This window comes from Streptomyces sp. NPDC090077 (genome assembly GCF_044747545.1).
Lineage (GTDB): Bacteria > Actinomycetota > Actinomycetes > Streptomycetales > Streptomycetaceae > Streptomyces.
In genome coordinates, this window is record NZ_JBIVEG010000011.1 from 136875 (window position 1) to 159826 (window position 22952).

At 71.5% G+C, this 22952-nt stretch carries 26 protein-coding genes and 1 pseudogene; 6 read left to right on the forward strand and 21 right to left on the reverse strand.

Annotation, left to right across the window (positions count from 1 at the left end):
* Positions 1 to 28 precede the first annotated feature (28 nt).
* Positions 29 to 244 carry a hypothetical protein gene (locus tag ACIPW5_RS20095; RefSeq protein WP_362457577.1) on the reverse strand — a complete coding sequence of 72 codons (216 nt, stop codon included), beginning with the start codon at positions 242 to 244 and terminating at the stop codon, positions 29 to 31.
* A 349-nt stretch (positions 245 to 593) separates the two neighbouring features.
* A complete protein-coding gene (locus ACIPW5_RS20100; RefSeq protein WP_385771721.1) occupies positions 594 to 875 on the reverse strand; it encodes an acylphosphatase in 282 nt (93 codons plus the stop codon).
* Positions 876 to 1007: 132 nt separating this feature from the next.
* Between ACIPW5_RS20100 and ACIPW5_RS20105 the strand changes: the two genes are divergently transcribed.
* Complete coding sequence (locus tag ACIPW5_RS20105) at positions 1008 to 1886, forward strand: CAP domain-containing protein (RefSeq protein WP_401246504.1); 879 nt, start codon at positions 1008 to 1010, stop codon at positions 1884 to 1886.
* 73 nt (positions 1887 to 1959) lie between these two features.
* Here the strand turns inward: ACIPW5_RS20105 and ACIPW5_RS20110 are convergent, their stop codons facing one another.
* On the reverse strand, positions 1960 to 2571 hold the full coding sequence (locus ACIPW5_RS20110) for a flavodoxin family protein (RefSeq protein ID WP_401246507.1): 612 nt from the start codon (positions 2569 to 2571) through the stop codon (positions 1960 to 1962).
* 130 nt (positions 2572 to 2701) lie between these two features.
* On the opposite strand from ACIPW5_RS20110, the gene ACIPW5_RS20115 reads away from it, so the two are divergent.
* Entirely contained in the window at positions 2702 to 3106 is a 405-nt protein-coding gene (locus ACIPW5_RS20115; RefSeq protein ID WP_401246510.1) for a winged helix-turn-helix transcriptional regulator, read from the forward strand.
* Here ACIPW5_RS20115 and mutM read toward each other — a convergent pair.
* From mutM to ACIPW5_RS20160, 9 genes are all read right to left on the reverse strand, one after another.
* A complete protein-coding gene (mutM, locus tag ACIPW5_RS20120; protein ID WP_401246512.1) occupies positions 3079 to 3948 on the reverse strand; it encodes a bifunctional DNA-formamidopyrimidine glycosylase/DNA-(apurinic or apyrimidinic site) lyase in 870 nt (289 codons plus the stop codon). The two genes, ACIPW5_RS20115 and mutM, sit on opposite strands and share 28 nt — an antisense overlap.
* An 81-nt stretch (positions 3949 to 4029) precedes the next feature.
* Complete coding sequence (gene rnc / locus ACIPW5_RS20125; protein ID WP_401246515.1) at positions 4030 to 4848, reverse strand: ribonuclease III; 819 nt, start codon at positions 4846 to 4848, stop codon at positions 4030 to 4032.
* 19 nt (positions 4849 to 4867) lie between these two features.
* Positions 4868 to 5041, reverse strand: coding sequence for a 50S ribosomal protein L32 (gene rpmF, locus ACIPW5_RS20130; RefSeq protein WP_003965982.1), 174 nt, complete (start codon positions 5039 to 5041; stop codon positions 4868 to 4870).
* A gap of 2 nt (positions 5042 to 5043) precedes the next feature.
* On the reverse strand, positions 5044 to 5751 hold the full coding sequence (locus ACIPW5_RS20135) for a YceD family protein (RefSeq protein ID WP_401246518.1): 708 nt from the start codon (positions 5749 to 5751) through the stop codon (positions 5044 to 5046).
* A gap of 69 nt (positions 5752 to 5820) precedes the next feature.
* On the reverse strand, positions 5821 to 6864 hold the full coding sequence (locus ACIPW5_RS20140) for a DivIVA domain-containing protein (protein WP_401246520.1): 1044 nt from the start codon (positions 6862 to 6864) through the stop codon (positions 5821 to 5823).
* 103 nt (positions 6865 to 6967) lie between these two features.
* A complete protein-coding gene (coaD, locus tag ACIPW5_RS20145) occupies positions 6968 to 7447 on the reverse strand; it encodes a pantetheine-phosphate adenylyltransferase (RefSeq protein ID WP_401246717.1) in 480 nt (159 codons plus the stop codon).
* A gap of 14 nt (positions 7448 to 7461) precedes the next feature.
* Positions 7462 to 8040, reverse strand: coding sequence for a 16S rRNA (guanine(966)-N(2))-methyltransferase RsmD (gene rsmD / locus ACIPW5_RS20150; RefSeq protein WP_401246523.1), 579 nt, complete (start codon positions 8038 to 8040; stop codon positions 7462 to 7464).
* Between the two features lie 73 nt (positions 8041 to 8113).
* Positions 8114 to 10321 carry an ATP-dependent DNA helicase RecG gene (recG, locus tag ACIPW5_RS20155; RefSeq protein WP_401246526.1) on the reverse strand — a complete coding sequence of 736 codons (2208 nt, stop codon included), beginning with the start codon at positions 10319 to 10321 and terminating at the stop codon, positions 8114 to 8116.
* A gap of 26 nt (positions 10322 to 10347) precedes the next feature.
* Positions 10348 to 12018, reverse strand: coding sequence for a DAK2 domain-containing protein (locus ACIPW5_RS20160; protein WP_401246529.1), 1671 nt, complete (start codon positions 12016 to 12018; stop codon positions 10348 to 10350).
* A 241-nt stretch (positions 12019 to 12259) separates the two neighbouring features.
* Between ACIPW5_RS20160 and rpmB the strand changes: the two genes are divergently transcribed.
* Positions 12260 to 12445, forward strand: a complete 186-nt coding sequence (gene rpmB / locus ACIPW5_RS20165; protein ID WP_007266795.1) for a 50S ribosomal protein L28 — start codon at positions 12260 to 12262, stop codon at positions 12443 to 12445.
* Between the two features lie 145 nt (positions 12446 to 12590).
* Here rpmB and thiD read toward each other — a convergent pair whose 3' ends face one another.
* A complete protein-coding gene (gene thiD / locus ACIPW5_RS20170; RefSeq protein WP_401246532.1) occupies positions 12591 to 13400 on the reverse strand; it encodes a bifunctional hydroxymethylpyrimidine kinase/phosphomethylpyrimidine kinase in 810 nt (269 codons plus the stop codon).
* Positions 13397 to 14377 (reverse strand): thiamine-phosphate kinase, encoded by a 981-nt coding sequence (locus ACIPW5_RS20175; RefSeq protein WP_401246534.1) that lies wholly within the window; start codon positions 14375 to 14377, stop codon positions 13397 to 13399. The genes thiD and ACIPW5_RS20175 overlap by 4 nt, the downstream gene beginning before the upstream one ends.
* A 245-nt stretch (positions 14378 to 14622) precedes the next feature.
* Here ACIPW5_RS20175 and ACIPW5_RS20180 point away from each other — a divergent pair, with 245 nt between their 5' ends.
* Positions 14623 to 14856 (forward strand): Lrp/AsnC ligand binding domain-containing protein, encoded by a 234-nt coding sequence (locus ACIPW5_RS20180; protein ID WP_007266792.1) that lies wholly within the window; start codon positions 14623 to 14625, stop codon positions 14854 to 14856.
* A 23-nt stretch (positions 14857 to 14879) separates the two neighbouring features.
* Positions 14880 to 15371 (forward strand): DUF3515 domain-containing protein, encoded by a 492-nt coding sequence (locus ACIPW5_RS20185; protein ID WP_401246537.1) that lies wholly within the window; start codon positions 14880 to 14882, stop codon positions 15369 to 15371.
* A 96-nt stretch (positions 15372 to 15467) separates the two neighbouring features.
* Here ACIPW5_RS20185 and ACIPW5_RS20190 read toward each other — a convergent pair whose 3' ends face one another.
* From ACIPW5_RS20190 to ACIPW5_RS20200, 3 genes are read right to left on the reverse strand one after another with little or no spacing between them, the layout of a single operon-like run.
* Positions 15468 to 16625, reverse strand: coding sequence for a D-alanine--D-alanine ligase family protein (locus ACIPW5_RS20190; protein ID WP_401246540.1), 1158 nt, complete (start codon positions 16623 to 16625; stop codon positions 15468 to 15470).
* Positions 16626 to 16664: 39 nt separating this feature from the next.
* Positions 16665 to 17675: an NAD(P)H-dependent glycerol-3-phosphate dehydrogenase gene (locus tag ACIPW5_RS20195; RefSeq protein ID WP_401246543.1), complete on the reverse strand. Its 1011-nt coding sequence runs from the start codon at positions 17673 to 17675 to the stop codon at positions 16665 to 16667.
* Positions 17672 to 18424 (reverse strand): lysophospholipid acyltransferase family protein, encoded by a 753-nt coding sequence (locus ACIPW5_RS20200; protein ID WP_401246546.1) that lies wholly within the window; start codon positions 18422 to 18424, stop codon positions 17672 to 17674. The genes ACIPW5_RS20195 and ACIPW5_RS20200 overlap by 4 nt, the downstream gene beginning before the upstream one ends.
* A gap of 189 nt (positions 18425 to 18613) precedes the next feature.
* Here ACIPW5_RS20200 and cofC point away from each other — a divergent pair.
* Positions 18614 to 19264, forward strand: a pseudogene (cofC, locus tag ACIPW5_RS20205) (2-phospho-L-lactate guanylyltransferase); the annotation flags it as partial.
* A 309-nt stretch (positions 19265 to 19573) separates the two neighbouring features.
* Here the strand turns inward: cofC and ACIPW5_RS20210 are convergent.
* The 4 genes from ACIPW5_RS20210 to leuC all read right to left on the reverse strand — a co-directional run bounded on the left by ACIPW5_RS20210 (position 19574) and on the right by leuC (position 22794).
* A complete protein-coding gene (locus ACIPW5_RS20210) occupies positions 19574 to 20263 on the reverse strand; it encodes an HU family DNA-binding protein (protein ID WP_401246549.1) in 690 nt (229 codons plus the stop codon).
* Positions 20264 to 20407: 144 nt separating this feature from the next.
* On the reverse strand, positions 20408 to 20635 hold the full coding sequence (locus tag ACIPW5_RS20215; protein WP_007266785.1) for a hypothetical protein: 228 nt from the start codon (positions 20633 to 20635) through the stop codon (positions 20408 to 20410).
* Between the two features lie 137 nt (positions 20636 to 20772).
* Positions 20773 to 21366: a 3-isopropylmalate dehydratase small subunit gene (gene leuD, locus ACIPW5_RS20220; RefSeq protein ID WP_362457534.1), complete on the reverse strand. Its 594-nt coding sequence runs from the start codon at positions 21364 to 21366 to the stop codon at positions 20773 to 20775.
* A 3-nt stretch (positions 21367 to 21369) separates the two neighbouring features.
* Positions 21370 to 22794, reverse strand: a complete 1425-nt coding sequence (gene leuC, locus ACIPW5_RS20225; protein WP_401246553.1) for a 3-isopropylmalate dehydratase large subunit — start codon at positions 22792 to 22794, stop codon at positions 21370 to 21372.
* Between the last annotated feature and the right edge of the window lie 158 nt (positions 22795 to 22952).

A 22952-nucleotide genomic window follows, 5' to 3' on the forward strand; every position in this document is an offset into this window, starting at 1 on the left:
CTGGAGTCGAACGACGAGTGAGCGTTGATCAGGTGAGCGCAGGCTCCGCCTGGGGTACGTCGATCTCGATGCTGTCGAGCAGCGAGTCTCCGTGCTGAGCGGCGGCCGCCGTCAGGGCGTCGTTCTCGGACTGGATCCGTCCGAGCTCGGACTCGAGGTCCTGGACGCGCTGCTGAAGCCGTCGCATCTCGGCGAGGAGTCGCGGGTCGGAACCGCCGACGTAACCGAGAAGCGCCTTTGCCATGATGGATGGTCCTCCACACTGAGTGACCGACCGAAGCGGTGTGGGTCGTGAGGGAATCGCACCCGCGGATGTCCGGCAGCGACAGTCAGTCACTGCGTTTACTAGTGCCTCCACTGCCAAACAGCTCAGGTGCGCGGGGCTTCCAGCGTCTCACCAAAAAGTTTGACGGTCAACACGATCACGCCCCGTATCGGCGGGCGGCCCGGTCCGCGCAGCGGGCGGAGGGATCAAGCTCGTCTCCGAGCCTTCCACGGATCGGCCGCCCCGGCAACGTGTCGTCGGTGAATGCGCAGATCCGACCGGGTGCGGGCGTTCCGTGGATCCGATCAGTCCATGATCGGTCGATCGGTCACCGGATCTCGAAGCCGTCGTAGCCACCGCGCGGTGTGCCCCAGATCTCTGTCACCCCGTCCACCCGTCCGGGCGTGTCGGCAGAGCGGAGCCACTCCAGGAGCCGGTGGCAATTCTCACGTTGACCTTCCGCCACCACCTGCACTCGGCCGTCGTCGAGGTTGAGCGCGAAGCCGGCCATCCCTCCGATCTCCAGCGCATTGGCCCTGGTGAACCAGCGGAAGCCCACTCCCTGTACACGGCCGCGCACCCAGGCGGTCATGCGCACGTCTTCATCCATGCATGAACGCTAACCGGGCAAACGGTTCCGGAGCTCATCGCCCCCCTTGCCTCATGGACTACAGTCCCCCACCAATGACTCACCCTTTCGGGTGAGCAAACGTTGATCTTGCAAAGGGAAGGCACGGCACCCATGGGACGCCACCGACTCCACGCCGCACCTCGGCGCGGCGCCAAGCGCACCGCCGTGCGCACCGGGCTGCTCGGCGCGTCCGTGGCCGTGGCCCTCGGTACGGCGGCCGTGACGACCGGGTACGTCCCGGTCGGCAGCTCCTTCCCGTACGTCGGCACGGGCGCCGGGGAGAAGACCGAGGCCCGCGCCGAGCCCTCCGCCGCCGCCTCCCGCAAGCCGGTGGAGCAGCCGAACGGCCTGGCCAACCTGTCGGGCCGGGCTTCCGCCGCCGCCCCGCAGGCCACCGCCTCCTCCGGCACGCCCTCGGCCCCGCCCTCCCCGACGGCGTCCCCCTCCCCCTCCGGATCGCCCTCCCCCTCCGGCTCGCCCTCGGCCTCCCCGTCCTCCGCGGCCCCGACGAAGGCCCCGGAGCAGAGCGCCGCCCCGAAGCCGGCCGCTCCGAAGCCGCCCGCGGCCCCCCGGCCGGCCGCCCCGACGGCCGCCCCGACAGCCACCGACGGGCAGTCCGCCGAGGAGGCCGAAGTGCTCGCGCTCGTGAACCAGGAGCGTGCCCAGGCCGGGTGCGTGCCGGTCCGGGCCAACCCCCCGCTCGCGGCGCTGGCCGCCGCGTTCAGCAAGGACATGGCCGTCCGGGGCTTCTTCGACCACACCGACCCGGACGGGAACTCCCCCTGGCAGCGGGCCCAGAACGCGGGGATCTCCGGCATGGGCGGCGAGAACATCGCGCGCGGCCAGGGTGACGCGAAGTCCGTGATGCAGGCCTGGATGAACAGCCCCGGCCACAAGGCGAACATCCTCAACTGCGAATTCCGCACCCTCGGCGTCGGCGTCTACCTCGGCTCCGGCGGCCCCTGGTGGACCCAGGACTTCGGCTTCTGACGGACCCGGCACGTACACGCGCGAACGGCGGACCACCCTCGGGTGGTCCGCCGTTCGCGCGTGGGGCGGAGGCTCAGACCGCGGCCGCGGCCAGGGCCGCGCGGCCCGCGACGAGCACGCGGGTGTGCTCGGCGACGCGCCGGCCCAGGTGCTCGGCGGTGGCGATGTCGGCCTTGTGGACGCCCTCCGGGCCCTCGTCGGAGTTGGTCTGGGCCGCCGCGCCGGAGGAGAAGCCGAGGCGGTTGAGGTCGAACTCGGTGCCGGCGGTGGAGTTCCAGCCCGGCTTCAGACCCAGGTTGACCCAGCTCATGCCGTGCTGCGAGGCCAGCATCTGGAAGTACTGCAGGGTGTTCAGCTTGTCCCCGGCCTTGGAGGCGGAGTTGGTGAAGCCCGCGGCGACCTTGTCCTGCCAGACGTCGCCGAACCAGCGCTTCGAGGTGGCCTCGGCGAAGACGTGGAAGGCGCCCGAGGCGGTGCCCATGTAGGTCGGCGAGCCGAAGACGATCGCGTCCGACCCGTCGAGCAGCGCCCACTCGGCGTCGGTGATCTCGTCGACCTTGATCAGGTGGACCGTGGCGCCCGTGTCGGCGGCGCCGGCCCGGACGGCCTCGGCGACGACGGCGGTGTGCCCGTAGCCGGAGTGGTAGGCGATGGAGACGACGGGGGCGGGGGTGTTCGCGGACATGGCTGTTCTCCTCGAGAGCGTGGGGCGCCGCAGTGCGACCGGGGCGCAAAGCTGCGCTGAGGAAAGGTAAGCACTAACTTTTGGAAAGCGCAAGCAGACGGATAGCGCTGCCCGGGAGTACGCTTGCTCCATGGAGAACCCTGCCTGTACCGAAGCGATCCCGGCCGACCTGCCGTTCGACGTCTTCGCGCGCGCCTGCCCCTCGCGGGAAACCCTGGAACACGTCACGGGCCGGTGGGGCAGCCTCACCGTGGGCGCGCTGCGCGAGGGCCCGTGCCGGTTCAACGAGCTGCGCCGCCGTGTCGACGGCGTGAGCGAGAAGATGCTCTCCCAGACCCTGCACGCCCTGGAGCGCGACGGCATCGTGCTGCGCGAGGCGCAGCCGACCAACCCGCCGCGCGTGGACTACGAACTGACGCCCCTGGGGCGCGAGGTCGCCGAGCGCCTGCTCGCCCTGATCCACCTGCTGGAGGGGAGCATGGACGAGGTGCTCGTCTCCCGGGACGCCTACGACGCGGCGCGCGGCGGCCGCTGACAGCGCGGGCAGAAGTAGCTGGACCGGTTCATCCACGCCCGCCGCCGCATCGGGGTGCCGCAGCGGCGGCAGGGCTCGCCCTCGCGCCCGTAGGCGTCGAGCGACCGGTCGAAGTAGCCGGACTCGCCGTTCACGTTGACGTACAGGCTGTCGAAGCTGGTCCCGCCGACGGCGAGCGCGGCGTTCATGACCTCGCGCACGTGGGTGAGGAGTTCCGCGCTCCGGGGGCGGGTGAGGGTGGCGGTGGGGCGCTCGTAGTGCAGCTTCGCGCGCCACAGGGCCTCGTCGGCGTAGATGTTGCCGACCCCGCTGATCAGGGACTGGTCCAGCAGTGCCCGCTTGACGGTGGTGCGCTTCGCGCGCAGCGCCAGGTGGTAGGCCCCTTCGTCGAAGAGGGGGTCCAGCGGGTCGCGGGCGATGTGCGCGATCACGTCCGGGAGCCCCTCGTCGCTGCCGGGAACGGTCTCGTGCAGCGAGAGCCCCCCGAAGGTGCGCTGGTCGACGAAGCGCAGTTCGGTGTCCGTGTCGTCGGCGAAGCGCAGCCGGATCCGCAGGTGCTTCTCGTCGGGGGCGTCGGCCGGCTGCACCAGCAGCTGCCCGCTCATCCCGAGGTGGCCGAGGACGGACAGGTCGTGCCCTTCCAGCGGGAGCCACAGGTACTTCCCGCGCCGCCGGGGCAGACCGATGGTCCGGCCCGCCAGGCGCGCCGCGAAGTCGGCACCGCCCGCCGGGTGCCTGCGTACGGCCCGGGGGTGGAGCACCTCCACCGTCTCGACGGTCCGCCCGGCCACCCAGCGCTCCAGGCCGCGCCGTACGACTTCCACCTCGGGCAGCTCGGGCATGGGTTCCTCCTGGAGGGGGGCGGCGTCGAACAGGAAACCCCGCCGCACCGGGGTGCGACGGGGAACCGTGGAAGGAAGCGCTCAGGCGTCCGGCGCCGGGTCGGCGGGCGTCGGCGCCCCGTCGCCCTGTGCCGGCGCGGCCGCAGCGGCTTCCGCCGCCTTGCGCTCGTCCGCGGCGGCGCGGATACCGCGCCATGCGGACTCGGCGGCCTGCTGCTCCGCTTCCTTCTTGCTGCGGCCGGTACCGGTGCCGTACGAGACACCACCGACGCGGGCGGCAGCTGTGAAGGTCTTCTCGTGGTCCGGTCCCGTCTCGGTGACCAGGTATTCCGGTACACCGAGGCCCTCGGCCGCCGTGAGCTCCTGGAGACTGGTCTTCCAGTCCAGGCCGGCACCGAGGTTGGAGGACTTCTCGATGAGCGGGTCGAAGAGCCGGTGGACCAGCTCCGAGGCCGCGTCGAGGCCCTTGTCGAGATAGACCGCGCCGATCACCGCTTCAAGGGTGTCGGCAAGGATGGAGGCCTTGTCCCGGCCGCCCGTGCCCTCTTCGCCCCGGCCGAGCCGGATGAAGGAGCCGAGTTCGAGGCCGCGCCCGACCTCCGCCAGCGCACGAGAGTTGACCACCGCGGCCCGGAGTTTGGCCAGCTGGCCTTCCGGCAGGTCGGGGTGGGTCGTGTACAGCGTGTCCGTGACCACCAGGCCGAGCACGGAGTCCCCGAGGAACTCCAGGCGTTCGTTGGTGGGCAGACCGCCGTTCTCGTACGCGTACGAACGGTGGGTCAGCGCACGCACCAGAAGGGCGGACTCGAGTTGATACCCGAGCCGCCCTTCCAGAAGCGTGTGGGACGAGGCCGCGTTGTTACTGTCTGCCTGCTTCTCAGCGTTGGACAGCTCAGACATTGCGCCTCTCACCAGCCGCTCAGACCTCGAGGACCTGGCGCTTGTTGTAGGTGCCGCAGCTCGGGCACGCAATGTGCTGGAGCTTCGGCTCCTGGCAACGCTCACACGAAACCAGGGTGGGGACCGCAGCCTTCCACTGCGACCGGCGGTGGCGCGTGTTGCTGCGCGACATCTTCCGCTTCGGAACAGCCACGGCTACTTCTCCTGCTTCTCGGCGGCGCTCTGAACTCCGTCAGACGCAGTGCCGCTCATGTTGTCCTTCTCATCGACCTGATCGGTGACGAGTCCCTGCAAAGCCGCCCAACGGATGTCGACGGCGTCGTGGTGGTGCTCCGGGTCGTCGTTCAGGCCGAGCCCGCAATCGGGGCACAGTCCGAGACAGTCCTCCCGGCACACCGGCTGCATGGGCAGTGCGAGCACCACCACATCGCGCAGCACGGGTTCGAGGTCGAACAAGCCGTCCTCGAGGAAGAGCATGTCCTCGTCGTCCTCGGCGTCGTCGGCCGGCTCCGCCTTGGGGCGGCCCCGGTCGTCGGCGTCAGGGTACGAGAACATCTCCTGGAAGTCCGCCTTGAGCTCGCGCTCGACGGTCTCCAGACACCTTACGCACTCCCCCGTCGCCGATGCACGGACGGTGCCTGTGACAAGCACCCCTTCCATGACCGACTCGAGGCGGAGGTTGAGCTTCAGCGGGGCGCCTTCCGGCACTCCGATGACGTCGACGAGACCGAAGTCCGCCGGCGCCGGGATCTCGCGGGACAGCCGCAACATGGCACCAGGACGCCGGCCCAGCTCGTGCGTGTCGAACACGAGGGGGTTGCGGTGGTCGAGGCGGGTGTTCAGGGCCGTTCCTGCTTTCGAAGATCGCTGAAGATCAAAAAATCCGCCGCTCACGGGCAGCATGGATCGCGACGCATACGCGCGACCGAAGAGCCAGGATACCCGGCGCTTCGCTCTGAGCCCAATCCGGGCTCAGCGCCCCTCTCCGTACTGGCGCAGCCGGTCCAGGTCGATCATGCCCGTGTCGAAGAAGCTGGTCTCGTCGAGCGCCGGCTGCCGGCGGTGCTGGGGCTGCTGCGGCTGCTGCGGCTGCTGGTAGAAGGCGTACGGGTCCGGCTGCTGCTGGTAGCCGGCGTACGGGTCCGGCTGCTGCGGGTAGCCCGCGTAGGCGGCCTGGTACGCGTAGCCGTCCTGCTGGGGGTGCGGGGCCGGCTGCGCGGGGTACGCGGCGGCGTAGGCGTCGTACGCCGGCTCCGGCTGGGCGGGAACCGGCAGCGGTGCGGGCCCCGGGTCCGCCAGGCCGGCCAGGAACTCCGCGTCGCTCGACGGGCGGGCCCCCTGCGCCCCGGCGGCGTCCTGGGCGGCCATGTGCGCACCGAGGCCGTCCTCGGCCACCCGGCCCAGGAGCTTCTGGCGGCCCCGCCCGACGGCCTCCAGGGTCTTGGAGAGCACCGCCTCGAAGGTGGCGAGCTTCTGGTCGACGTACGCGTCGGCCTGTTCGCGCCGGGTGTGCGGGTCGGGGCTGGGCTCGGGGGCGCCGCTGTCGTCGTGGCCCCGTGCGTCCGTGCCGGGTCCGAGGCCGAGCAGCTTCTCGCGGCCGCGGTCCACCGAGCCGATGGTCTTGGTGAGGACGACCTCGAAGTTGGCGAGCTTGCTGTCGACGTACTCGTCGGCCTCGGCCCGGATCTCGGCGGCCTCCCGGCGGGCCTCGGCCAGGATCCGGTCCGCCTCGTCCTGCGAGCGGCGGGCGATCTCGGTGTCGGAGATCAGGGTGCCCCGCTGGGCGTGGGCGGACTCGATGATGCGCTCGGCCTCCCGGCGGGCCTCCTCGACCATCTGCTCGCGCCCGCCGATGAGCTCCTGCGCCTGGGCGAGCGAGCCGGGCAGGGCCCCCCGTACGTCTTCGAGCCGGGCGAGGAGTTCCGCGCGGTTGATCACGCAGGAGGCCGACATCGGCATGGTGCGGGCGCCGCCCACGGCCGCGACGATCTCGTCCAGCTTCTTCTGTACGTCCATGGGGGGCTCGCGCTCTCTCGGCCTAGGACTGACGGGACGACTGTAGGGCCCCCGGCCGGGCGCGCGGGACGGACCGGCGGAGCTCAGCCCGTCCGGCGCCGGGTCACTTGGCGCGCAGCCGTTCGACCAGTGCCGCGTGGACGTGCGCGGGCAGCAGGTGGGCGACGTCGCCGCCCCAGGTGGCGACCTCCTTGACCAGGGAGGACGACAGGAAGCTGTAGGTGGGGATGGTCGGTACGAACAGGGTCTCGACGCCCGACAGGCCCATGTTCATCTGGGCCATCTGGAGCTCGTAGTCGAAGTCGCTGACGGCGCGCAGCCCCTTGACGATGGCCGGGATGTCGCGCTGCTTGCAGTAGTCGACGAGGAGCCCGTGGAAGGACTCGACCTGGACATTGCCGTAGTCCGCCGTCGCCTCGCGGATCAGTTCGATCCGCTCCTCGACGGTGAACAGGCCCTTCTTCGACTGGTTGATCATCACGGCGACGTGCACGACGTCGTACAGCCGGGAGGCACGTCCGATGATGTCGAGGTGCCCGTTGTGGATGGGGTCGAAGGATCCCGGACAGACCGCGCGGCGCAACTGAGCTCCCTCGTTCATGAGTCTTCGCTGGTGGAGGCGGCGCGACCGTACCAAAGGGTGCCTTCGCCGTACTTGCGCGAACGCAGCGGCTCGAACCCCTCCGGCCACGGGAACGGACCGCTCCTCGTGCTGCGCTCCACGGTGACGAGCGCATCGTCGGTGAGCCAGCCATTGGCGCGGAGTGTGAGGAGGATCTCGCCAAGATCGGCGTGCTCCACGGCGTACGGCGGGTCCAGGAAGACGACGTCGTACGGGTCCCCGGAGGCGGCGCCGGCCACGATCTGCTCGGCCTTCCCGGCCCGGAACTCGGCGCCGGGCAGGCCCAGGGCCTTGATGTTGTCCCGGATGGCCTTGGCGGCCTTGGCGTCGGCCTCGACCAGCAGGGTGTGGGCGGCGCCCCGGGAGAGGGCCTCCAGCCCGACGGCGCCGGAGCCTCCGTAGAGGTCGAGCACGCGGGAGCCGTCCACGCCGTGCAGGGACTCCCAGGTGGAGAAGAGCCCTTCGCGCATCCGGTCGGAGGTCGGGCGGGTGCCGGTGCCGGGCGGCACGGCCAGCCGCCGCCCGCCGGCCGTGCCGGCGATCACGCGGGTCATCTGGGGTCCTTCTCTGGGGCGGTGGGGGGAGGCCCTGGCCTCCGTTCTGGCCTCCAACGATAGGTCGTGCGCCTCAGCCCTTCTCCAGGTACTGCTCCCGCTCGGCGTCCAGCAGGGCGTCCAGCGCGGTGCGCAGCCCCGGCAGGTGCTCCAGCTCGGGGTCCGCGGCGACGACGCGGGCGGCCTCCTCCCGGGCCTGGGCGATGACCTCCTCGTCCTCGATGACGGCAAGCATGCGCAGCGAGGAGCGGACGCCGGACTGGGCCTGGCCGAGGACGTCGCCCTCGCGGCGCTGTTCCAGGTCGATCCGGGACAGTTCGAAGCCGTCGAGTGTGGCGGCGACGGCGGCGAGCCGGGCGCGGGCGGGGCTGGCCTCGTGCATCTCGCTGACCAGCAGGCACAGGCCCGGTGCGGAGCCGCGGCCGACGCGGCCGCGCAGCTGGTGGAGCTGGGAGACGCCGAAGCGGTCCGCGTCCATGATCACCATGACGGTGGAGTTGGGGACGTTCACGCCGACCTCGATGACGGTGGTGGCGACCAGCACCTTGACCTCGCCGGCGGCGAAGCGGCGCATGACGTCGTCCTTGTCGGCGGGGTCCATCCGGCCGTGGAGGACTTCGACGGACAGGCCGGCGAGGGGGCCCCGGGTGAGCTGTTCGGCGATCTCCAGCACGGCGAGCGGCGGCCGCTTCTCGGCCTCGTCCTCGGCGGAGGCCTTCTTCTTGTTCTTCGGGTCGTCCTCGCCGTCGCCGATCCGGGGACAGACCACGTACGCCTGGTGGCCGTTCTCCACCTCTTCGCGGACCCGCTCCCAGGCGCGGGTGAGGAAGTGCGGCTTGTCCTTGGCGGGCACCACGTGGGTGGCGATCGGCGAGCGGCCGGCGGGCAGCTGGTCGAGGACGGAGGTCTCCAGGTCGCCGAAGACGGTCATGGCGACGGTGCGCGGGATCGGGGTGGCGGTCATGACGAGCAGGTGCGGGGGCTGCTTCCCCTTGGAGCGCAGGGCGTCGCGCTGTTCCACGCCGAAGCGGTGCTGTTCGTCGACGACGACCAGGCCGAGGTCGTGGAACTGGACCTTGTCCTCGATCAGGGCGTGGGTGCCGATGACGACGCCGGCCTCGCCGGTGACCAGGTCGAGCAGGGCCTGGCGGCGGGCGGCGGTGCCCATGGAGCCGGTGAGCAGGACCACCTTGGTGCCCTGGTCGGAACCGCCGAGCATGCCTCCCTCGGCGAGCTCGCCCATCATCTCGGTGATCGACCGGTGGTGCTGCTGGGCGAGCACCTCGGTGGGCGCGAGCATGGCCGCCTGCCCGCCGGAGTCGACGACGGCGAGCATGGCCCGCAGGGCCACCATCGTCTTTCCCGAACCGACTTCGCCCTGGAGCAGGCGGTGCATGGGGTGGCTGGTGGCCAGGTCGTCGAAGATCTCCTTGGAGACGGTCTGCTGGCCTTCGGTGAGGGTGAAGGGCAGCTTGGCGTCGAAGGAGTCGAGCAGACCTCCGGGGGTGGCGCGGCGGGCGACGGCCGGGAGCTGGGAGTCGGCGTGCCTGCGGCGGGCCAGGGCGACCTGGAGGACGAAGGCCTCATCCCACTTCAGGCGCTGGCGGGCGTCCTCGATGTCGGCCTTGGTCGCGGGCCGGTGGATCTTGAGGAGGGCCTCGGTGAGCGGGACCAGTCCGCGGCCCTCGCGCAGGGCGGGCGGGAGCGGGTCCACGGCGTCCTGGGCGCGGGGCAGGACCGCGTCCACGCACTTGGCGATCTTCCAGGACTCCAGTTTGGCGCAGGCCGGGTAGATCGGGATCAGCTGGTTGGCGAAGGCGGTGGCGGCGTCCCGGTCGGAGGCGTCCCCGCCGAGGGGCTCGTACGCCGGGTGCGCGAGCTGGAGCTTGTGGTTGAAGCGGGAGACCTTGCCGGCGAACATGGCACGGCTGCCGGGCAGCAGCTCCTTGTGCGGCTTGTGGACGCCCGCGCCGAAGAAGACCAGCTGGAGGCGGCCGCTGCCGTCGGTGATGGTGACTTCGAGGCGCTTCCCGCCGCCGCGGCCGCCCTGGTACGTCAGCAGGCGGGCGTCGGCGACCTGGGCGACGACGGTGACGTGCTCGTCGAGCTGGTCGGCGAGGTCGGCCAGCGAGGTCAGCTCACCGCGCTCGGCGTACCGCCGGGGGTAGTGGTGGAGCAGGTCCAGGGCCGTGTGCAGGCCGAGCTGCTCGGCCAGCACCTTGGCGGTGGCGGGGCCGAGGGTCTTCTTGAGGTCTTCGTCGAGCGCGGGCACGTGTTCCATTGCACACCATCGCGCTGACAAGCCGGCTATTCGACTCCGATGAGCAGGGGCGCCGACCAGCGTCCGCCGCGGTAGGTGACGGTGTCGACGGCGAGGTGCCCGTGCTGGACGTACGCCTCCAGGCGCGCGGCCAGGGTGTCGGGGACCTCGGGTCCCAGCACGAGGGTGACCAGTTCGCCGCCGGAGCCGAGCATCCGCTCCAGGACGGCCTCGGCGGTCTCGGGCAGGCCCGCGCCGATGACGGCGACGTCCCCGTCGATGAGGCCGAGGACGTCCCCGGCCTGGCAGATGCCGGCGGAGGTGAAGGACTCGCTCTCGGCGACGGCCAGTTCCCCGTAGCGGGTGGCGCCGGCGGCCGCGGTCATGGCGACGACGTCCTCGTCGAAGCTGCCCTCCGGATCGTGCACGGCGAGGGCGGCCAGGCCCTGGACCGCGGAGCGGGTGGGGATCACGGCGACCCGTACGCCCTCGGCACGGGCCTGTTCGGCGGCGGCCGCGGCGGCGGCGCGCAGCTCGGGCCCGCCGGGCAGCAGGACCACCTCGCGGGCGTGGGCCCGGCGGACGGCGTCGAGGAGTTCGGCGGCGGCGGGCTGCTCCCCGGGGCGGGCCAGGACGGTGGTGGCGCCGGCCTCTCCGCACAGGGCGGCCAGCCCCTCGCCCGGGACGACGGCCACCACGGCGCGCTGCGCCCGGGGGGCGGCCGCGCGGCGGCGCTGGTCGCCGAAGTGCGTGATCCGGATCCGGTGCGGCCGGCCGGCCTCGACCCCGGCCTCGACGGCGGCGCCGGGGTCGTCGACGTGCACGTGGACGTTCCACAGGCCGTCGCCGCCGACCACCACCAGGGAGTCGCCGAGCAGGTCGAGGCCGCAGCGGAGGCCCGCGACGGCCTCGTCGGAGGCCTCCAGCAGGTAGACCACCTCGTACGCGGGGCCGCCCTGCTCCTGTCCGCAGGGCTCGGGGTCCAGCGGTACGGGCAGCGGGACGGCGGGGCCGCGCACCGGTTCGGCGGCGGGTTCCTGGCCGGACAGCGCCTGCCACAGGGCTCCGAGTACGGCGACCAGTCCGCAGCCCCCGGCGTCGACCACTCCGGCCTTCCCGAGTGCGGGGAGCTGGCCGGTGGTCTCGGCGAGGGCGGCGCGGGCCCCGTCGTAGGCGGCGCGGGCGACATCGGCGGCGGTGGCGGCCGCGGTCCCGGCGGCGGCACCGGCCCGGGCGGCGGCTCCGGCGACGGTGAGCATGGTGCCCTCGACCGGGTGGGCGACGGCTCGGTAGGCCTCCTCGGCGGCCCGTGTCAGGGCCCGCGCGAGCAGTGGTCCGGGGGCGCCGCCGGCGGGGTCGGCGGGGTCGGCGTCCTCGGCTCCGAGGACGTCGGCGACTCCGCGCAGCAGCTGGGCGAGGATGGTCCCGGAGTTGCCCCGGGCGCCTATGAGGGCGCCGTGCGCGTAGGCCCGTACGGCCTCGGCGAGGGAGGCGGGGCCGGCTGTGGGGTCCGTCACGCCCGCGAGGGACTCGTCGAGGGCGCGGTCGGCGGCCTCGGCGGTGAGGTAGAGGTTGGTTCCGGTGTCGGCGTCCGCGACCGGGTAGACGTTGATCGCGTCGATGTCCTCGCGGGCCCGGCCCAGTGCGGCCAGGGCCAGCGAGCTCCAGGTGCGCACCGCTTCGGCGTCGAGGGTGTGCGGGCCAGGCTCGTGCGCCACCGGGCGTTCCTCCTTGTGCGGGCCAGGGTTCACCGCAGGGTAACGAAGGGGGGCCTCCGGTCGGGGGCCCCGGGGCGGAGCCGGGCCCCGTCATGGTAGTTTTCTCGGACCCAAGCAGTCGTTGTATGCTGCTCAGGTTGCCCGTCGAGAGTCGGGCCATTCGTTCGGCAAGCCACTTCAGATCTCTGATTCCGGTGCGCCGGACTCCACCGTAATTGCATCTGAAGTCTTGGAGTGACCTGTGGCTGCCAACTGCGACGTTTGCGCCAAGGGGCCGAGCTTCGGCAACAACATCTCCCACTCGCACCGCCGCACCTCGCGTCGCTGGAACCCGAACATCCAGCGCGTCCGTGCCGTGGTCAATGGGACGCCGAAGCGCCTCAACGCCTGCACCTCGTGCATCAAGGCCGGCAAGGTCTCGCGCTGACGCCTCCCGTCGTCGTAGCGCAGCCCTTTCCGGTTGCCAAGAAGGCCGGTTCACCTCTGGTGAACCGGCCTTTTGCCTTGTCCGGGGGCCATTGAGGACGACTGAGGACCACCCCTTGACCGTTGAGGGGTGGTCCTCAGTCGTGTCAGCGCCACTGCCAGGCGTGGTCCACCGGGCCGATGCCGCCGCCGAGGGCGAAGCCGGCCGCGATGGCGCCGGTGACGTACTCCTTGGCGGCCGTGACGGCCTGCGGCACGTCCAGGCCCTTGGCCAGGCCCGCGGCGATCGCGCTGGCGAGCGTGCACCCGGTGCCGTGGGTGTGCCGGTTGTCGTGCCGGGGCGCGCGCAGCCACAGCTCCCGGGAGCCGTCGCTCAGCAGGTCCACGGCCTGCTCGCGGTGGGCCGCGAGGTGGCCGCCCTTGATCAGCGCCCAGCGGGGCCCGTAGCCGAGGACCGCGTCGGCGGCCCGCCGCATGTCGTCCTCGGTCTCGACGGCCAGCCCGGTGAGCTGGGCCACCTCGTCGAGGTTCGGGGTGGCGACCGTGGCCCTGGGCAGCAGTTCCTGCCGTACGGCGTCCAGTGCCGAGGCGGCGAGGAGCGCGTCCCCGTGCTTGGAGACCCCGACGGGGTCCACCACGGCCGGGGCGGGGGTGCCGGCCAGCAGCTCGGCCACCGTCTCGACGAGTACGGCGGAGGACAGCATCCCGGTCTTGACGGCGTGCACGCCGATGTCGTCCACCACGGCCCGGTACTGGGCCGTGACGGCCTCGGCGGGCAGCTCCCAGGCCCCCTTCACGCCGAGCGAGTTCTGGGCGGTCACGGCGGTGAGCACGCTCATGCCGTGCACCCCGAGGGCCAGCATGGTCTTGAGGTCGGCCTGGATGCCCGCACCGCCGCCGGAGTCGGATCCGGCGACGGTCAGGCAGAGCGGCGGGGCGGCCCCGGCGACGCTCACGCGGTCTCCCCTTCGGCCGGGTCGGCGCCGAAGTGGTCCCAGCCTCCGGTGCTGGTCCACGGGGCGCCGTCCACGGTCACCTGGGGCAGGGCGGAGCGGTGCTGCACCGACCCGATGACCTTCCAGCGGGCCGGGAGCTTCACGTCGGGCGGGAAGGTGGCCACGATGGCGTGGTCCTCTCCCCCGGTGAGCACCCACTGGAGCGGGTCGACGCCGACGGCCTGGCCGATGTCGTGCATCTGGGTCGGGATGTCCACGGCGCCCGAGCGGAGGTCGATGCGGACCTTGCTGGCCTCGGCGATGTGCCCGAGGTCGGCGATCAGGCCGTCGCTGACGTCCGTCATGGCGGTGGCGCCGAGCCCGGCGGCCGCGGGGCCGGCGTGGTAGGGCGGCTCGGGGCGGCGGTGGGCCTCGACGAACGCCCGCGGGGAGCGGAAGCCGCGCGAGAGCACCGCGAAGCCGGCCGCGGACCAGCCGAGCCAGCCGGTGACGGCGACGACGTCCCCGGGCTGGGCGCCGGAGCGCAGCACGGGCTCGTGGTTGCGCAGGTCCCCGAGGGCGGTGATGGAGACGGTGATGGTGTCGCCGCGCACGACGTCCCCGCCGACCACGGCGGCGCCGGCGACCTGGCATTCGTCGCGGATGCCGTCCATCAGTTCGGTGGGCCAGGTGACCGGCAGCTCGGCCGGGACGACGAGGCCGAGCAGCAGCGCGGTGGGCACGGCGCCCATGGCGGCGATGTCGGCCAGGTTCTGGGCGGCGGCCTTGCGGCCGACGTCGTAGGCGGTGGACCAGTCGCGGCGGAAGTGCCTGCCTTCGAGCAGGATGTCCGTGCTCGCCACGACCCGCCGGTCGGGGGCCGACACCACCGCGGCGTCGTCCCCGGGTCCGAGCCGGACCGCCGGGGTGGTGGTGAGCCGTGAGGTGAGCTCCCGAATGAGCCCGAACTCCCCCAGCTCGCCCACAGTGCCCTTCATCGCTGTGCCCCTTCTTGGCAAGTCCGCTTGCGGTCGCGAGCCGTCACAGCTCTGGGTACCGTCAACAGATACGTCAACTTCTGCTCTGCGTACGCCCCGCTGTGCGTGGCGCCGGGCCCCCGGGTCTCCCCGTGGCACGCGGCGACGCGGTACCGTGGCGTCCCTTCTTCCCCGGGCCCGCCCGATCTCCCCGGGCCCATCCGAAGGTTAGGGGAAATGATCCTCGTGGCCGCCCTGGAGGTTCCGTGGTACAGGCGTACATCCTCATCCAGACCGAGGTGGGCAAGGCGTCGGTCGTCGCCGAGTCCATCTCCAAGATCGCGGGGGTGATCCAGGCCGAGGACGTGACGGGGCCGTACGACGTGATCGTGCGCGCCCAGGCCGACACCGTCGACGATCTCGGCCGCATGGTGGTCGCCAAGGTGCAGCAGGTGGAGGGGATCACCCGCACCCTGACCTGCCCGGTGGTCCATCTGTAGCCCCCGTCTAGTCTTGGCCGGTGATGTCTTCGCACCACCGGCCCCTCCGTCTACTGGCCCCGCCCGCCCTGGTGGCGGTCGTGGCCCTGGCGGGCTGCGCCCCCGGGGCCTCCGAAGCCCGGGTGACGCCGCCTCCACCGCCGCCCGCCGGTGTCGCGCAGCTCTGTGCGGCGCTGCACAGGGAGCTCCCGGAGACGGTGTCGGGGCTGACCCGGTCCGTCACCGAACCGGAGACGGACCTGACCGCCGCGTGGGGCGGCTCGGCGATCGTACTGCGGTGCGGTATCCCCAGGCCCCCCAAGGTGGCCGATCCCAAGGCGGACGGCGTCGAGGTCAACGGCGTCGGCTGGCTGGTGGAGAAGCCCTCCGAGGGCGGCCTGCGGTTCACCACCACGGGCCGGCTGGCCTACACGGAGGTGTGGATCGACGAGGAGCACGCCACGGACGCGAGCATGCTCGTCGGTCTGTCCGCCGCCGTGGCCGCTTCGGTTCCGGCCGGGATCTCCTCGTACTGATCGGTCCGGTCCGTCCGGTCCGTGCGCCCCGCGCACACCGCCGCCCGCTGGGATCGCTCCCAGCGGGCGGTCGGCTGTTCGGGTCCGGCTGTGCCGCTAGCGCAGTCCGGTGGAGCGGCGCAGGGCCGCCTGGATCAGGAGGTCCACCAGCTCCCGGTACTCGATGCCGGACTCCTGCCACATCCGCGGGTACATCGAGATCGGCGTGAAACCGGGCATGGTGTTGATCTCGTTGATGACGAAGGTGCCGTCTTCGGTCAGGAAGAAGTCGGCGCGCACCAGACCCTCGCACGAGGCGGCCTCGAAGGCGTCGATCGCGAGCTTCTGCACCTCGGCGGTCTGCTCCGGGGTGAGCGGGGCGGGGACGAGGCCGGTGGCGGAGTCGATGTACTTCGCCTCGAAGTCGTAGAAGTCGTGGCTGGAGACCGGCGGGATCTCGGCGGGGGCGCTGGCGCGCGGCCCGTCCTCGAACTCCAGGACGCCGCACTCGATCTCGCGGCCGCGCAGCAGCGCCTCCACGATGACCTTCGGGTCGTGGCGGCGGGCCTCGCGGATGGCCGCGTCGAGCCCGGAGGCGTCGTCGACCTTGGTGATGCCGATGGAGGAGCCGGCGCGGGCGGGCTTCACGAAGAGCGGCCAGCCGTGCTCGCCGGCGAAGTCCAGGACCTTGGCCGTGGCGGCCGCCTGGTCGGCTTCCCACTCGCGGGGGCGGATGGTCAGGTACGGGCCGACGTTCAGCCCGTAGGAGGCGAACACCCGCTTCATGTAGTCCTTGTCCTGGCCCACGGCCGAGGAGAGGACGCCGCAGCCGACGTACGGGATCCCGGAGAGCTCCAGGAGGCCCTGGATGGTGCCGTCCTCGCCGTAGGGGCCGTGCAGCACGGGGAAGACGACGTCGACCTCGCCCAGTGCCTTGGGGACCGCGCCCGGCTCGGTGTAGACGACCTCGCGGCTGGCGGGGTCGACGGGGAGCACGACGGTGCCGTCCGGGGAGTCCGCCAGCGCCTCGACGCTGGGGAGCTGACGGTCCGCGATGGCCATGCGCTCGGGGGCGTCGGCGGTCAGCGCCCACCGGCCGTCCGTGGTGATGCCGATGGGCAGCACCTCGTACTTGGCACGGTCGATGGAGCGCAGCACGGCGCCCGCGGTGACGACCGAGATGGCGTGCTCCGAGCTGCGGCCGCCGAAGACGACGGCCACGCGGGGCTTGCGGCCCTGCTGCTCAGGGGTCTGGGGGAGGTTCTCGCTGCTCATATCGCCACGAGGGTACCCGCTCAAGCGTCCGGAAAGGTGTCAGTGACGTTCCGGTTTGGCACTGCGGCCCATCAGTTCCTTCAGTGCGACCAGCGGGGGCTTGCCGTGGTGCACGATCTCGACGACCGTGTCGGTGATCGGCATGTCCACTCCGTACCGGCGTGCCAGATCCGCCACGGACTGGCAGGACTTGACCCCTTCCGCGGTCTGGCTGGTGACCGCGATGGTCTCCTCCAGGGTCATCCCGCGGCCCAGGTTGGTGCCGAAGGTGTGGTTGCGGGAGAGCGGCGAGGAGCAGGTCGCGACGAGGTCGCCGAGGCCGGCGAGGCCGGAGAAGGTGAGCGGGTCGGCGCCCATCGCCAGGCCCAGGCGGGTCGCTTCGGCGAGGCCGCGGGTGATGAGCGAGCCCTTGGTGTTGTCGCCGAGGCCCATGCCGTCCGCGATGCCGACGGCCAGGCCGATGACGTTCTTGACGGCGCCGCCGAGCTCGCAGCCGATGACGTCGGTGCTGGTGTACGGGCGGAAGTACGGGGTGTGGCAGGCGGCCTGGAGGCGCTGGGCCACGGCCTCGTCCACGCAGGCGACGACGGAGGCGGCGGGCTGCCGGGCGACGATCTCGCGGGCCAGGTTGGGGCCGGTGACGACGGCGACGCGCTCGGCGGGGACCTTGGCCACCTCTTCGATGACCTCGCTCATCCGCTTGGCGGTGCCGAGTTCGATGCCCTTCATCAGGGAGACGAGGACGGTGTCCGGGGCCAGCAGCGGGGCCCATTCGGCGAGGTTGGCGCGCAGGGTCTGGGAGGGGATGGCCAGGACCGCGAAGTCGGCTCCCCGGGCGGCCTCGGCCGCGTCGGTGGTGGCGCGGATGTTCGCGGGCAGTTCGACGCCGGGGAAGTAGTCCGGGTTGGTCCGGCCGGTGTTGACGGCGTCGGCCAGCTCCTGGCGGCGGCCCCACAGGGTCACCTCGCAGCCGGCGTCGGCGAGGACGACGGCGAAGGCCGTGCCCCAGGAACCGGTTCCGAACACGGCTGCCTTCACGGGACGTGTCACTTGTTGCCCTCCCCCGCGGCCTTGCGCCGCTGTTCCGCCCTGGCCTTGCGGTGGTCGTACGGCTCTGCGGGCGCCTGCTGGCCCCGCAGCTCCTCCAGGAGCTTGGTGATGTCGGCCATGATGGCCTCGGTGGCGCCCTTGAGGACGTCCGGAGTGGGCTCGCGGTCGTAGTAGGCCGAAAGGTCCACGGGCGGCCCGGCGAGCACCTGGAGGGTCTTGCGCGGGAACAGCCGGACCTTGTTCTCCTTGGCGTACGGCGGCATCGCGAGGTTCGCGCCCCACTGGGCCACGGGAATGACGGGCGCCTTGGTGATCAGCGCCACGCGGGCGACACCGGTCTTGCCGGCCATCGGCCACATCTCGGGGTCGCGGGTGAGGGTGCCCTCCGGGTAAAAGGCCACGCATTCGCCGCTCTCGACCGCGTCCACGGCGGCCCGGAATGCGTCCAGGGCGTTGGTGGTCTCCCGGTAGACGGGGATCTGTCCGGATCCGCGCAGGATCATGCCGACAAAAGGCACCTTGAAGAGGCCCGCCTTGGCGAGCAAACGCGGCACCCGGCCGGTGTTGTACTGGAAGTGCGCGTAGGAGAGCGGGTCCAGATACGAGTTGTGATTGACGGCGGTGATAAAACCGCCGTCAGCCGGAATGTGATCCATTCCCCGCCAGTCCCGCTTGAAGAGCACTACCAGCGGCGGTTTTGCGATGACCGCCGCCAGGCGGTACCAGAAGCCGATTCTGCGGCGGGACACTCGGACACCTTCCTCTAGGACCGGTGCGTGGCTTGGGCACCTTGTGGGCCGGACAAGTGTCGCTGCGGGTCCGGTCTCTGTCGAGGACACCGTACGCCCCGCTCGCACCACGAGGCCCCCCTGCGGCCGATCGGGGGCGACAATGGGCCGAGTGATGACCGGGCCGTGACCTGCCGATGGGTCGGGCGGGTGCCGCAGCGCACCGTAGTGAGGGGGGACGCCACGAACGCCGCATGGAGCCTGGTGGTCCCGCTGAAGCCCTTGGCCCTGGCCAAGAGCCGTCTCGCGGCGGCCGTGGGCGCGTCCCGGCCGGGGCTGGCGCTGGCCTTCGCCCAGGACACCGTGGCAGGGGCGCTGGCCTGCGCTTCCGTCGCGGATGTGGTGGTCGTCACGGACGACGCCGTGGCGGGTGCGGAGCTGGCGCGGCTGGGGGCCCGGATCGTGCCGGACGCGCCGGGCGCGGGGCTCAACGCCGCCCTGGACCACGGGGCGCGGACGGTGCGGGCGGGGCGGCCCGGGGCCGCGCTGGCCGCGATGAACGCCGACCTGCCGGCCCTGCGGGCACCGGAATTGCTACGTGTGCTCGATATCGCGGGGCATTTCCCCCGGGCATTTCTGGCGGATGCGGCCGGAATCGGTACGACCCTGCTTTCCGCGGGCCCCGACGTGGAATTGGCACCTTCGTTCGGCGGCCCCTCCCGGGCCCGGCATTCGGCCTCGGGCGCGGTGGAAATAGCCCTCGCGGACGTGGAGAGCGTACGCAGGGACGTGGACACGGGGGCGGACCTGCGCACGGCACTGGCCCTCGGGGTGGGGCGGCACACGGCCCGATACAGTTCCCGTATGCAGGCGACCGCGTACACGTACGACTCCCAGACCCGCAGCGGCAGTGTGCTGCTGGACGACGGCACCCCGGTGCCCTTCGAGACCGCGGCCTTCGACGCGGGGGGCCTGCGGCTGCTGCGGCCGGGGCAGCGGGTCCGCATCGAGACCGACGGCGAGGGCCCGGCCCTGCGCATCACCCTGGTGACCCTGCAGACCTTCTGACCCCTGGTCCGGGCTCGCCGAAGGGCCCCTGACCTGCGCAGAACGCACCGCGGGCCGGCCTCCCCGATGGGGAAGCCGGCCCGGCGTGTGTAACCCGTGCCCTTACTTCTTGCGGGCGGTGGTCTTCTTCGCGGTGGCCTTGCGCGTCGCCGTCTTCTTGGCGGGCGCCTTCGTCGCGGTGGCCTTCTTGGCCGCCGGGGCGGTCTTCTTCGCGGTGGCGGTGGTCTTCTTGGCCGCCGTTGCCGCCTTCTTGGCCGGTGCCGCCTTCTTGGCGGTGGTCGCGGCCTTCTTGGCGACCGTGGTCTTCGCCGCGGTCTTCTTGACGGTCGTCGCGGCCTTCTTGGCGACGGCCTTCTTCGCCACGGTCTTCTTCGCGGCCGTGGTCTTCGCGGCGGCGGCCTTCTTCGCCGTGGTGGCCTTCTTCGCGGCGGCCTTCTTGACCGTGGCGGACGCACCGCCGGTCAGGCTGCCCTTCGGGGCCTTCTTCACGGCGACCTCGTCGCCCTTGGGGAGCTTCTTGGTGCCGCTGACCAGGTCCTTGAAGCCCTGACCCGCGCGGAAACGGGGGACGGAGGTCTTCTTGACCCGGACGCGCTCACCCGTCTGCGGGTTGCGGGCGTAGCGGGCCGGGCGGTCGACCTTCTCGAACGAGCCGAAGCCCGTGACCGAGACCCGGTCGCCCGCGACGACCGCGCGGACCATGGCGTCCAGTACCGCGTCGACGGCGTCCGCGGCCTGCTGGCGGCCGCCCAGCTTGTCGGCAATCGCTTCTACGAGCTGCGCCTTGTTCACGTCTTCCCCTTCGGAGACATCGCCAGAACGAATGTGTTCAAGCTTATTTCGCACGTTAGGCGGATATATACCGCAAATCAAACACGAAACGGGCTAATCACCCTAGTGCCGCAACGATGTAGGCCGTTACGGAGTTCCTTCGCATCAGTCGCCTTCAGGGAATCGACCCTCGTCGAGGTCCTTCATCAACCTGTCCAGGCGCCTTGCCGCGTCGGCGAGATCGTGCTTCGCCGCGGCAGTGACGACCAACAGCTTCCGGGACAGCGTCATCCTTACGCCCTCCGGGACTTGCAGTGCGCGCACCCTTGCGTGTGCTTCTTTCAACCGGTCCGCGACGAGCTCGTAGAGCTCGAGTTGACTGTCGCGTTCCATGCACAGATTGTGCCATCTGGGGCGAGTTGTCGCCTCACGGGGCCTCAACATACGGCTGTGCCCCCCGCCGGAAGGCGGGGGGCACAGTGTTGTCGATGTGATCACCCGAGGGTGAATAAGCGCTGATCAGGCAGGAATCAGTGCTGAATGGTGCGCGGCTTGAAGGCCGGGCGGGCGCTTTCGTACGCGTCGATGTCGGCTTCGTTCTGAAGGGTGAGCGAGATGTCGTCCAGGCCCTCCAGCAGACGCCAGCGGGCGTTGTCGTCGAGCTCGAACTCCGCCTCGATCCCCTCGGCTCGGACCTTGCGGTCGACCAGGTCGACGGTGACCTCGGCGGTGGGGTCCGCCTCGGTCAGCTCCCACAGCCGGTCGACGGTCTCCTGCGGCAGGACGACGGTCAGCAGACCGTTCTTCAGCGAGTTGCCGCGGAAGATGTCGGCGAAGCGGGAGGAGATGACCGTCTTGAAGCCGAAGTTCTGCAGGGCCCAGACGGCGTGCTCGCGCGAGGAGCCGGTGCCGAAGTCGGGGCCGGCGACCAGGACGGTCGCGCCGGCCCGCTCGGGGCGGTTGGTGACGAACTCCGGGTCCTTGCGCCAGGCCTCGAAGAGCCCGTCCTCGAACCCGTCGCGGGTGATCTTCTTCAGCCAGTGGGCCGGGATGATCTGGTCGGTGTCGACGTTGCTGCGGCGCAGCGGAACGGCCCGGCCGGTGTGGGTGGTGAAGGCTTCCATGGTTCAGACTCCGGCGGTCGCGTCGGCGGCGGACAGGTCGGCGGGCGAGGCCAGATGGCCCAGCACCGCGGTGGCGGCGGCCACCTGCGGGGAGACCAGGTGGGTGCGCCCGCCCTTGCCCTGCCGGCCCTCGAAGTTGCGGTTGGAGGTGGACGCGGAACGCTCACCGGGGGCCAGTTGGTCGGGGTTCATGCCCAGGCACATCGAGCAGCCCGCGTGCCGCCATTCGGCGCCGGCCTCCTTGAAGACCTTGTCCAGGCCCTCCTCCACGGCCTGCAGGGCGACCCGGACCGAGCCCGGGACGACCAGCATCCGTACGCCGTCCGCGACTTTGCGGCCCCCGATGATGCCGGCGACGGCGCGCAGGTCCTCGATGCGGCCGTTGGTGCAGGAACCTACGAAGACGGTGTCGACCTTGATCTCGCGCAGCGGCTGTCCGGCCGTCAACCCCATGTACTCCAGGGCCTTTTCGGCGGCCAGGCGCTCCGAAGCGTCCTCGTACGAAGCCGGGTCGGGGACGTGGGCCGACAGCGGCGCGCCCTGGCCCGGGTTGGTGCCCCACGTGACGAACGGGGACAGGGAGGCGCCGTCGATGACGACCTCGGCGTCGAAGACGGCGTCCTCGTCGGTGCGCAGCGTCTTCCAGTAGGCGACCGCCGCGTCCCAGTCCTCGCCCGTGGGGGCGTGGTCGCGGCCCTCCAGGTAGTCGAAGGTGGTCTGGTCGGGGGCGATCATGCCCGCGCGGGCGCCGGCCTCGATCGACATGTTGCAGATGGTCATGCGGGCTTCCATCGAGAGCTTCTCGACGGCCTCGCCGCGGTATTCCAGGATGTAGCCCTGGCCGCCGCCGGTGCCGATCTTGGCGATGATCGCCAGGATCAGGTCCTTGGCCGTGACGCCCTCGGCCAGCTCGCCGGTGACCGTGATGGCCATCGTCTTCGGGCGGGCCAGCGGCAGCGTCTGGGTGGCCAGCACGTGCTCGACCTGGCTGGTGCCGATGCCGAAGGCCAGCGCGCCGAAGGCGCCGTGCGTGGACGTGTGCGAGTCGCCGCAGACCACGGTCGTGCCCGGCTGGGTCAGGCCCAGCTGGGGTCCCACGACGTGGACGACACCCTGCTCGACGTCACCCAGCGAGTGCAGGCGGACACCGAACTCGGCGCAGTTCTTGCGCAGGGTCTCCAGCTGGGCCCGGGAGACCGGGTCGGCGATCGGCTTGTCGATGTCGAGGGTGGGGGTGTTGTGGTCCTCGGTCGCGATGGTGAGGTCCAGGCGGCGGACCTTGCGGCCGGCCTGACGCAGTCCGTCGAAGGCCTGCGGGCTGGTCACCTCGTGCAGCAGGTGGAGATCAATGAAGAGGAGATCGGGCTCGCCCTCGGCGCGCCGGACGACGTGGTCGTCCCAGACCTTCTCCGCGAGTGTCCTACCCATCGCTTTCCCTCCGGCCGGCCGGTTGTGCCGGCGCTTATGTAGAGATCTGGTGCGCCTGATCGCCCGCTACCCCACCCGCGGAACGACGGCTCGGACCCAGTGGTTCGTGGACCCGCACATACAGACTCGCTCGTTCTTGGAAAATTTGAACTTGCGTT

Coding starts and splice junctions, on each gene's coding strand:
- ACIPW5_RS20105 (WP_401246504.1), top strand. CDS start 1,008: ATGGGACGCCACCGACTCCACGCCGCACCTCGGCGCGGCGCCAAGCGC.
- ACIPW5_RS20185 (WP_401246537.1), top strand. CDS start 14,880: ATGTCTTCGCACCACCGGCCCCTCCGTCTACTGGCCCCGCCCGCCCTG.
- ACIPW5_RS20115 (WP_401246510.1), top strand. CDS start 2,702: ATGGAGAACCCTGCCTGTACCGAAGCGATCCCGGCCGACCTGCCGTTC.
- ACIPW5_RS20175 (WP_401246534.1), bottom strand. CDS start 14,377: ATGAAGGGCACTGTGGGCGAGCTGGGGGAGTTCGGGCTCATTCGGGAG.
- rnc (WP_401246515.1), bottom strand. CDS start 4,848: ATGTCTGAGCTGTCCAACGCTGAGAAGCAGGCAGACAGTAACAACGCG.
- ACIPW5_RS20190 (WP_401246540.1), bottom strand. CDS start 16,625: ATGAGCAGCGAGAACCTCCCCCAGACCCCTGAGCAGCAGGGCCGCAAG.
- ACIPW5_RS20215 (WP_007266785.1), bottom strand. CDS start 20,635: ATGGAACGCGACAGTCAACTCGAGCTCTACGAGCTCGTCGCGGACCGG.
- leuC (WP_401246553.1), bottom strand. CDS start 22,794: ATGGGTAGGACACTCGCGGAGAAGGTCTGGGACGACCACGTCGTCCGG.
- rsmD (WP_401246523.1), bottom strand. CDS start 8,040: ATGACCCGCGTGATCGCCGGCACGGCCGGCGGGCGGCGGCTGGCCGTG.
- leuD (WP_362457534.1), bottom strand. CDS start 21,366: ATGGAAGCCTTCACCACCCACACCGGCCGGGCCGTTCCGCTGCGCCGC.
- ACIPW5_RS20095 (WP_362457577.1), bottom strand. CDS start 244: ATGGCAAAGGCGCTTCTCGGTTACGTCGGCGGTTCCGACCCGCGACTC.
- ACIPW5_RS20110 (WP_401246507.1), bottom strand. CDS start 2,571: ATGTCCGCGAACACCCCCGCCCCCGTCGTCTCCATCGCCTACCACTCC.
- ACIPW5_RS20135 (WP_401246518.1), bottom strand. CDS start 5,751: ATGCTGCCCGTGAGCGGCGGATTTTTTGATCTTCAGCGATCTTCGAAA.
- recG (WP_401246526.1), bottom strand. CDS start 10,321: ATGGAACACGTGCCCGCGCTCGACGAAGACCTCAAGAAGACCCTCGGC.
- ACIPW5_RS20100 (WP_385771721.1), bottom strand. CDS start 875: ATGGATGAAGACGTGCGCATGACCGCCTGGGTGCGCGGCCGTGTACAG.
- mutM (WP_401246512.1), bottom strand. CDS start 3,948: ATGCCCGAGCTGCCCGAGGTGGAAGTCGTACGGCGCGGCCTGGAGCGC.
- ACIPW5_RS20140 (WP_401246520.1), bottom strand. CDS start 6,864: ATGGACGTACAGAAGAAGCTGGACGAGATCGTCGCGGCCGTGGGCGGC.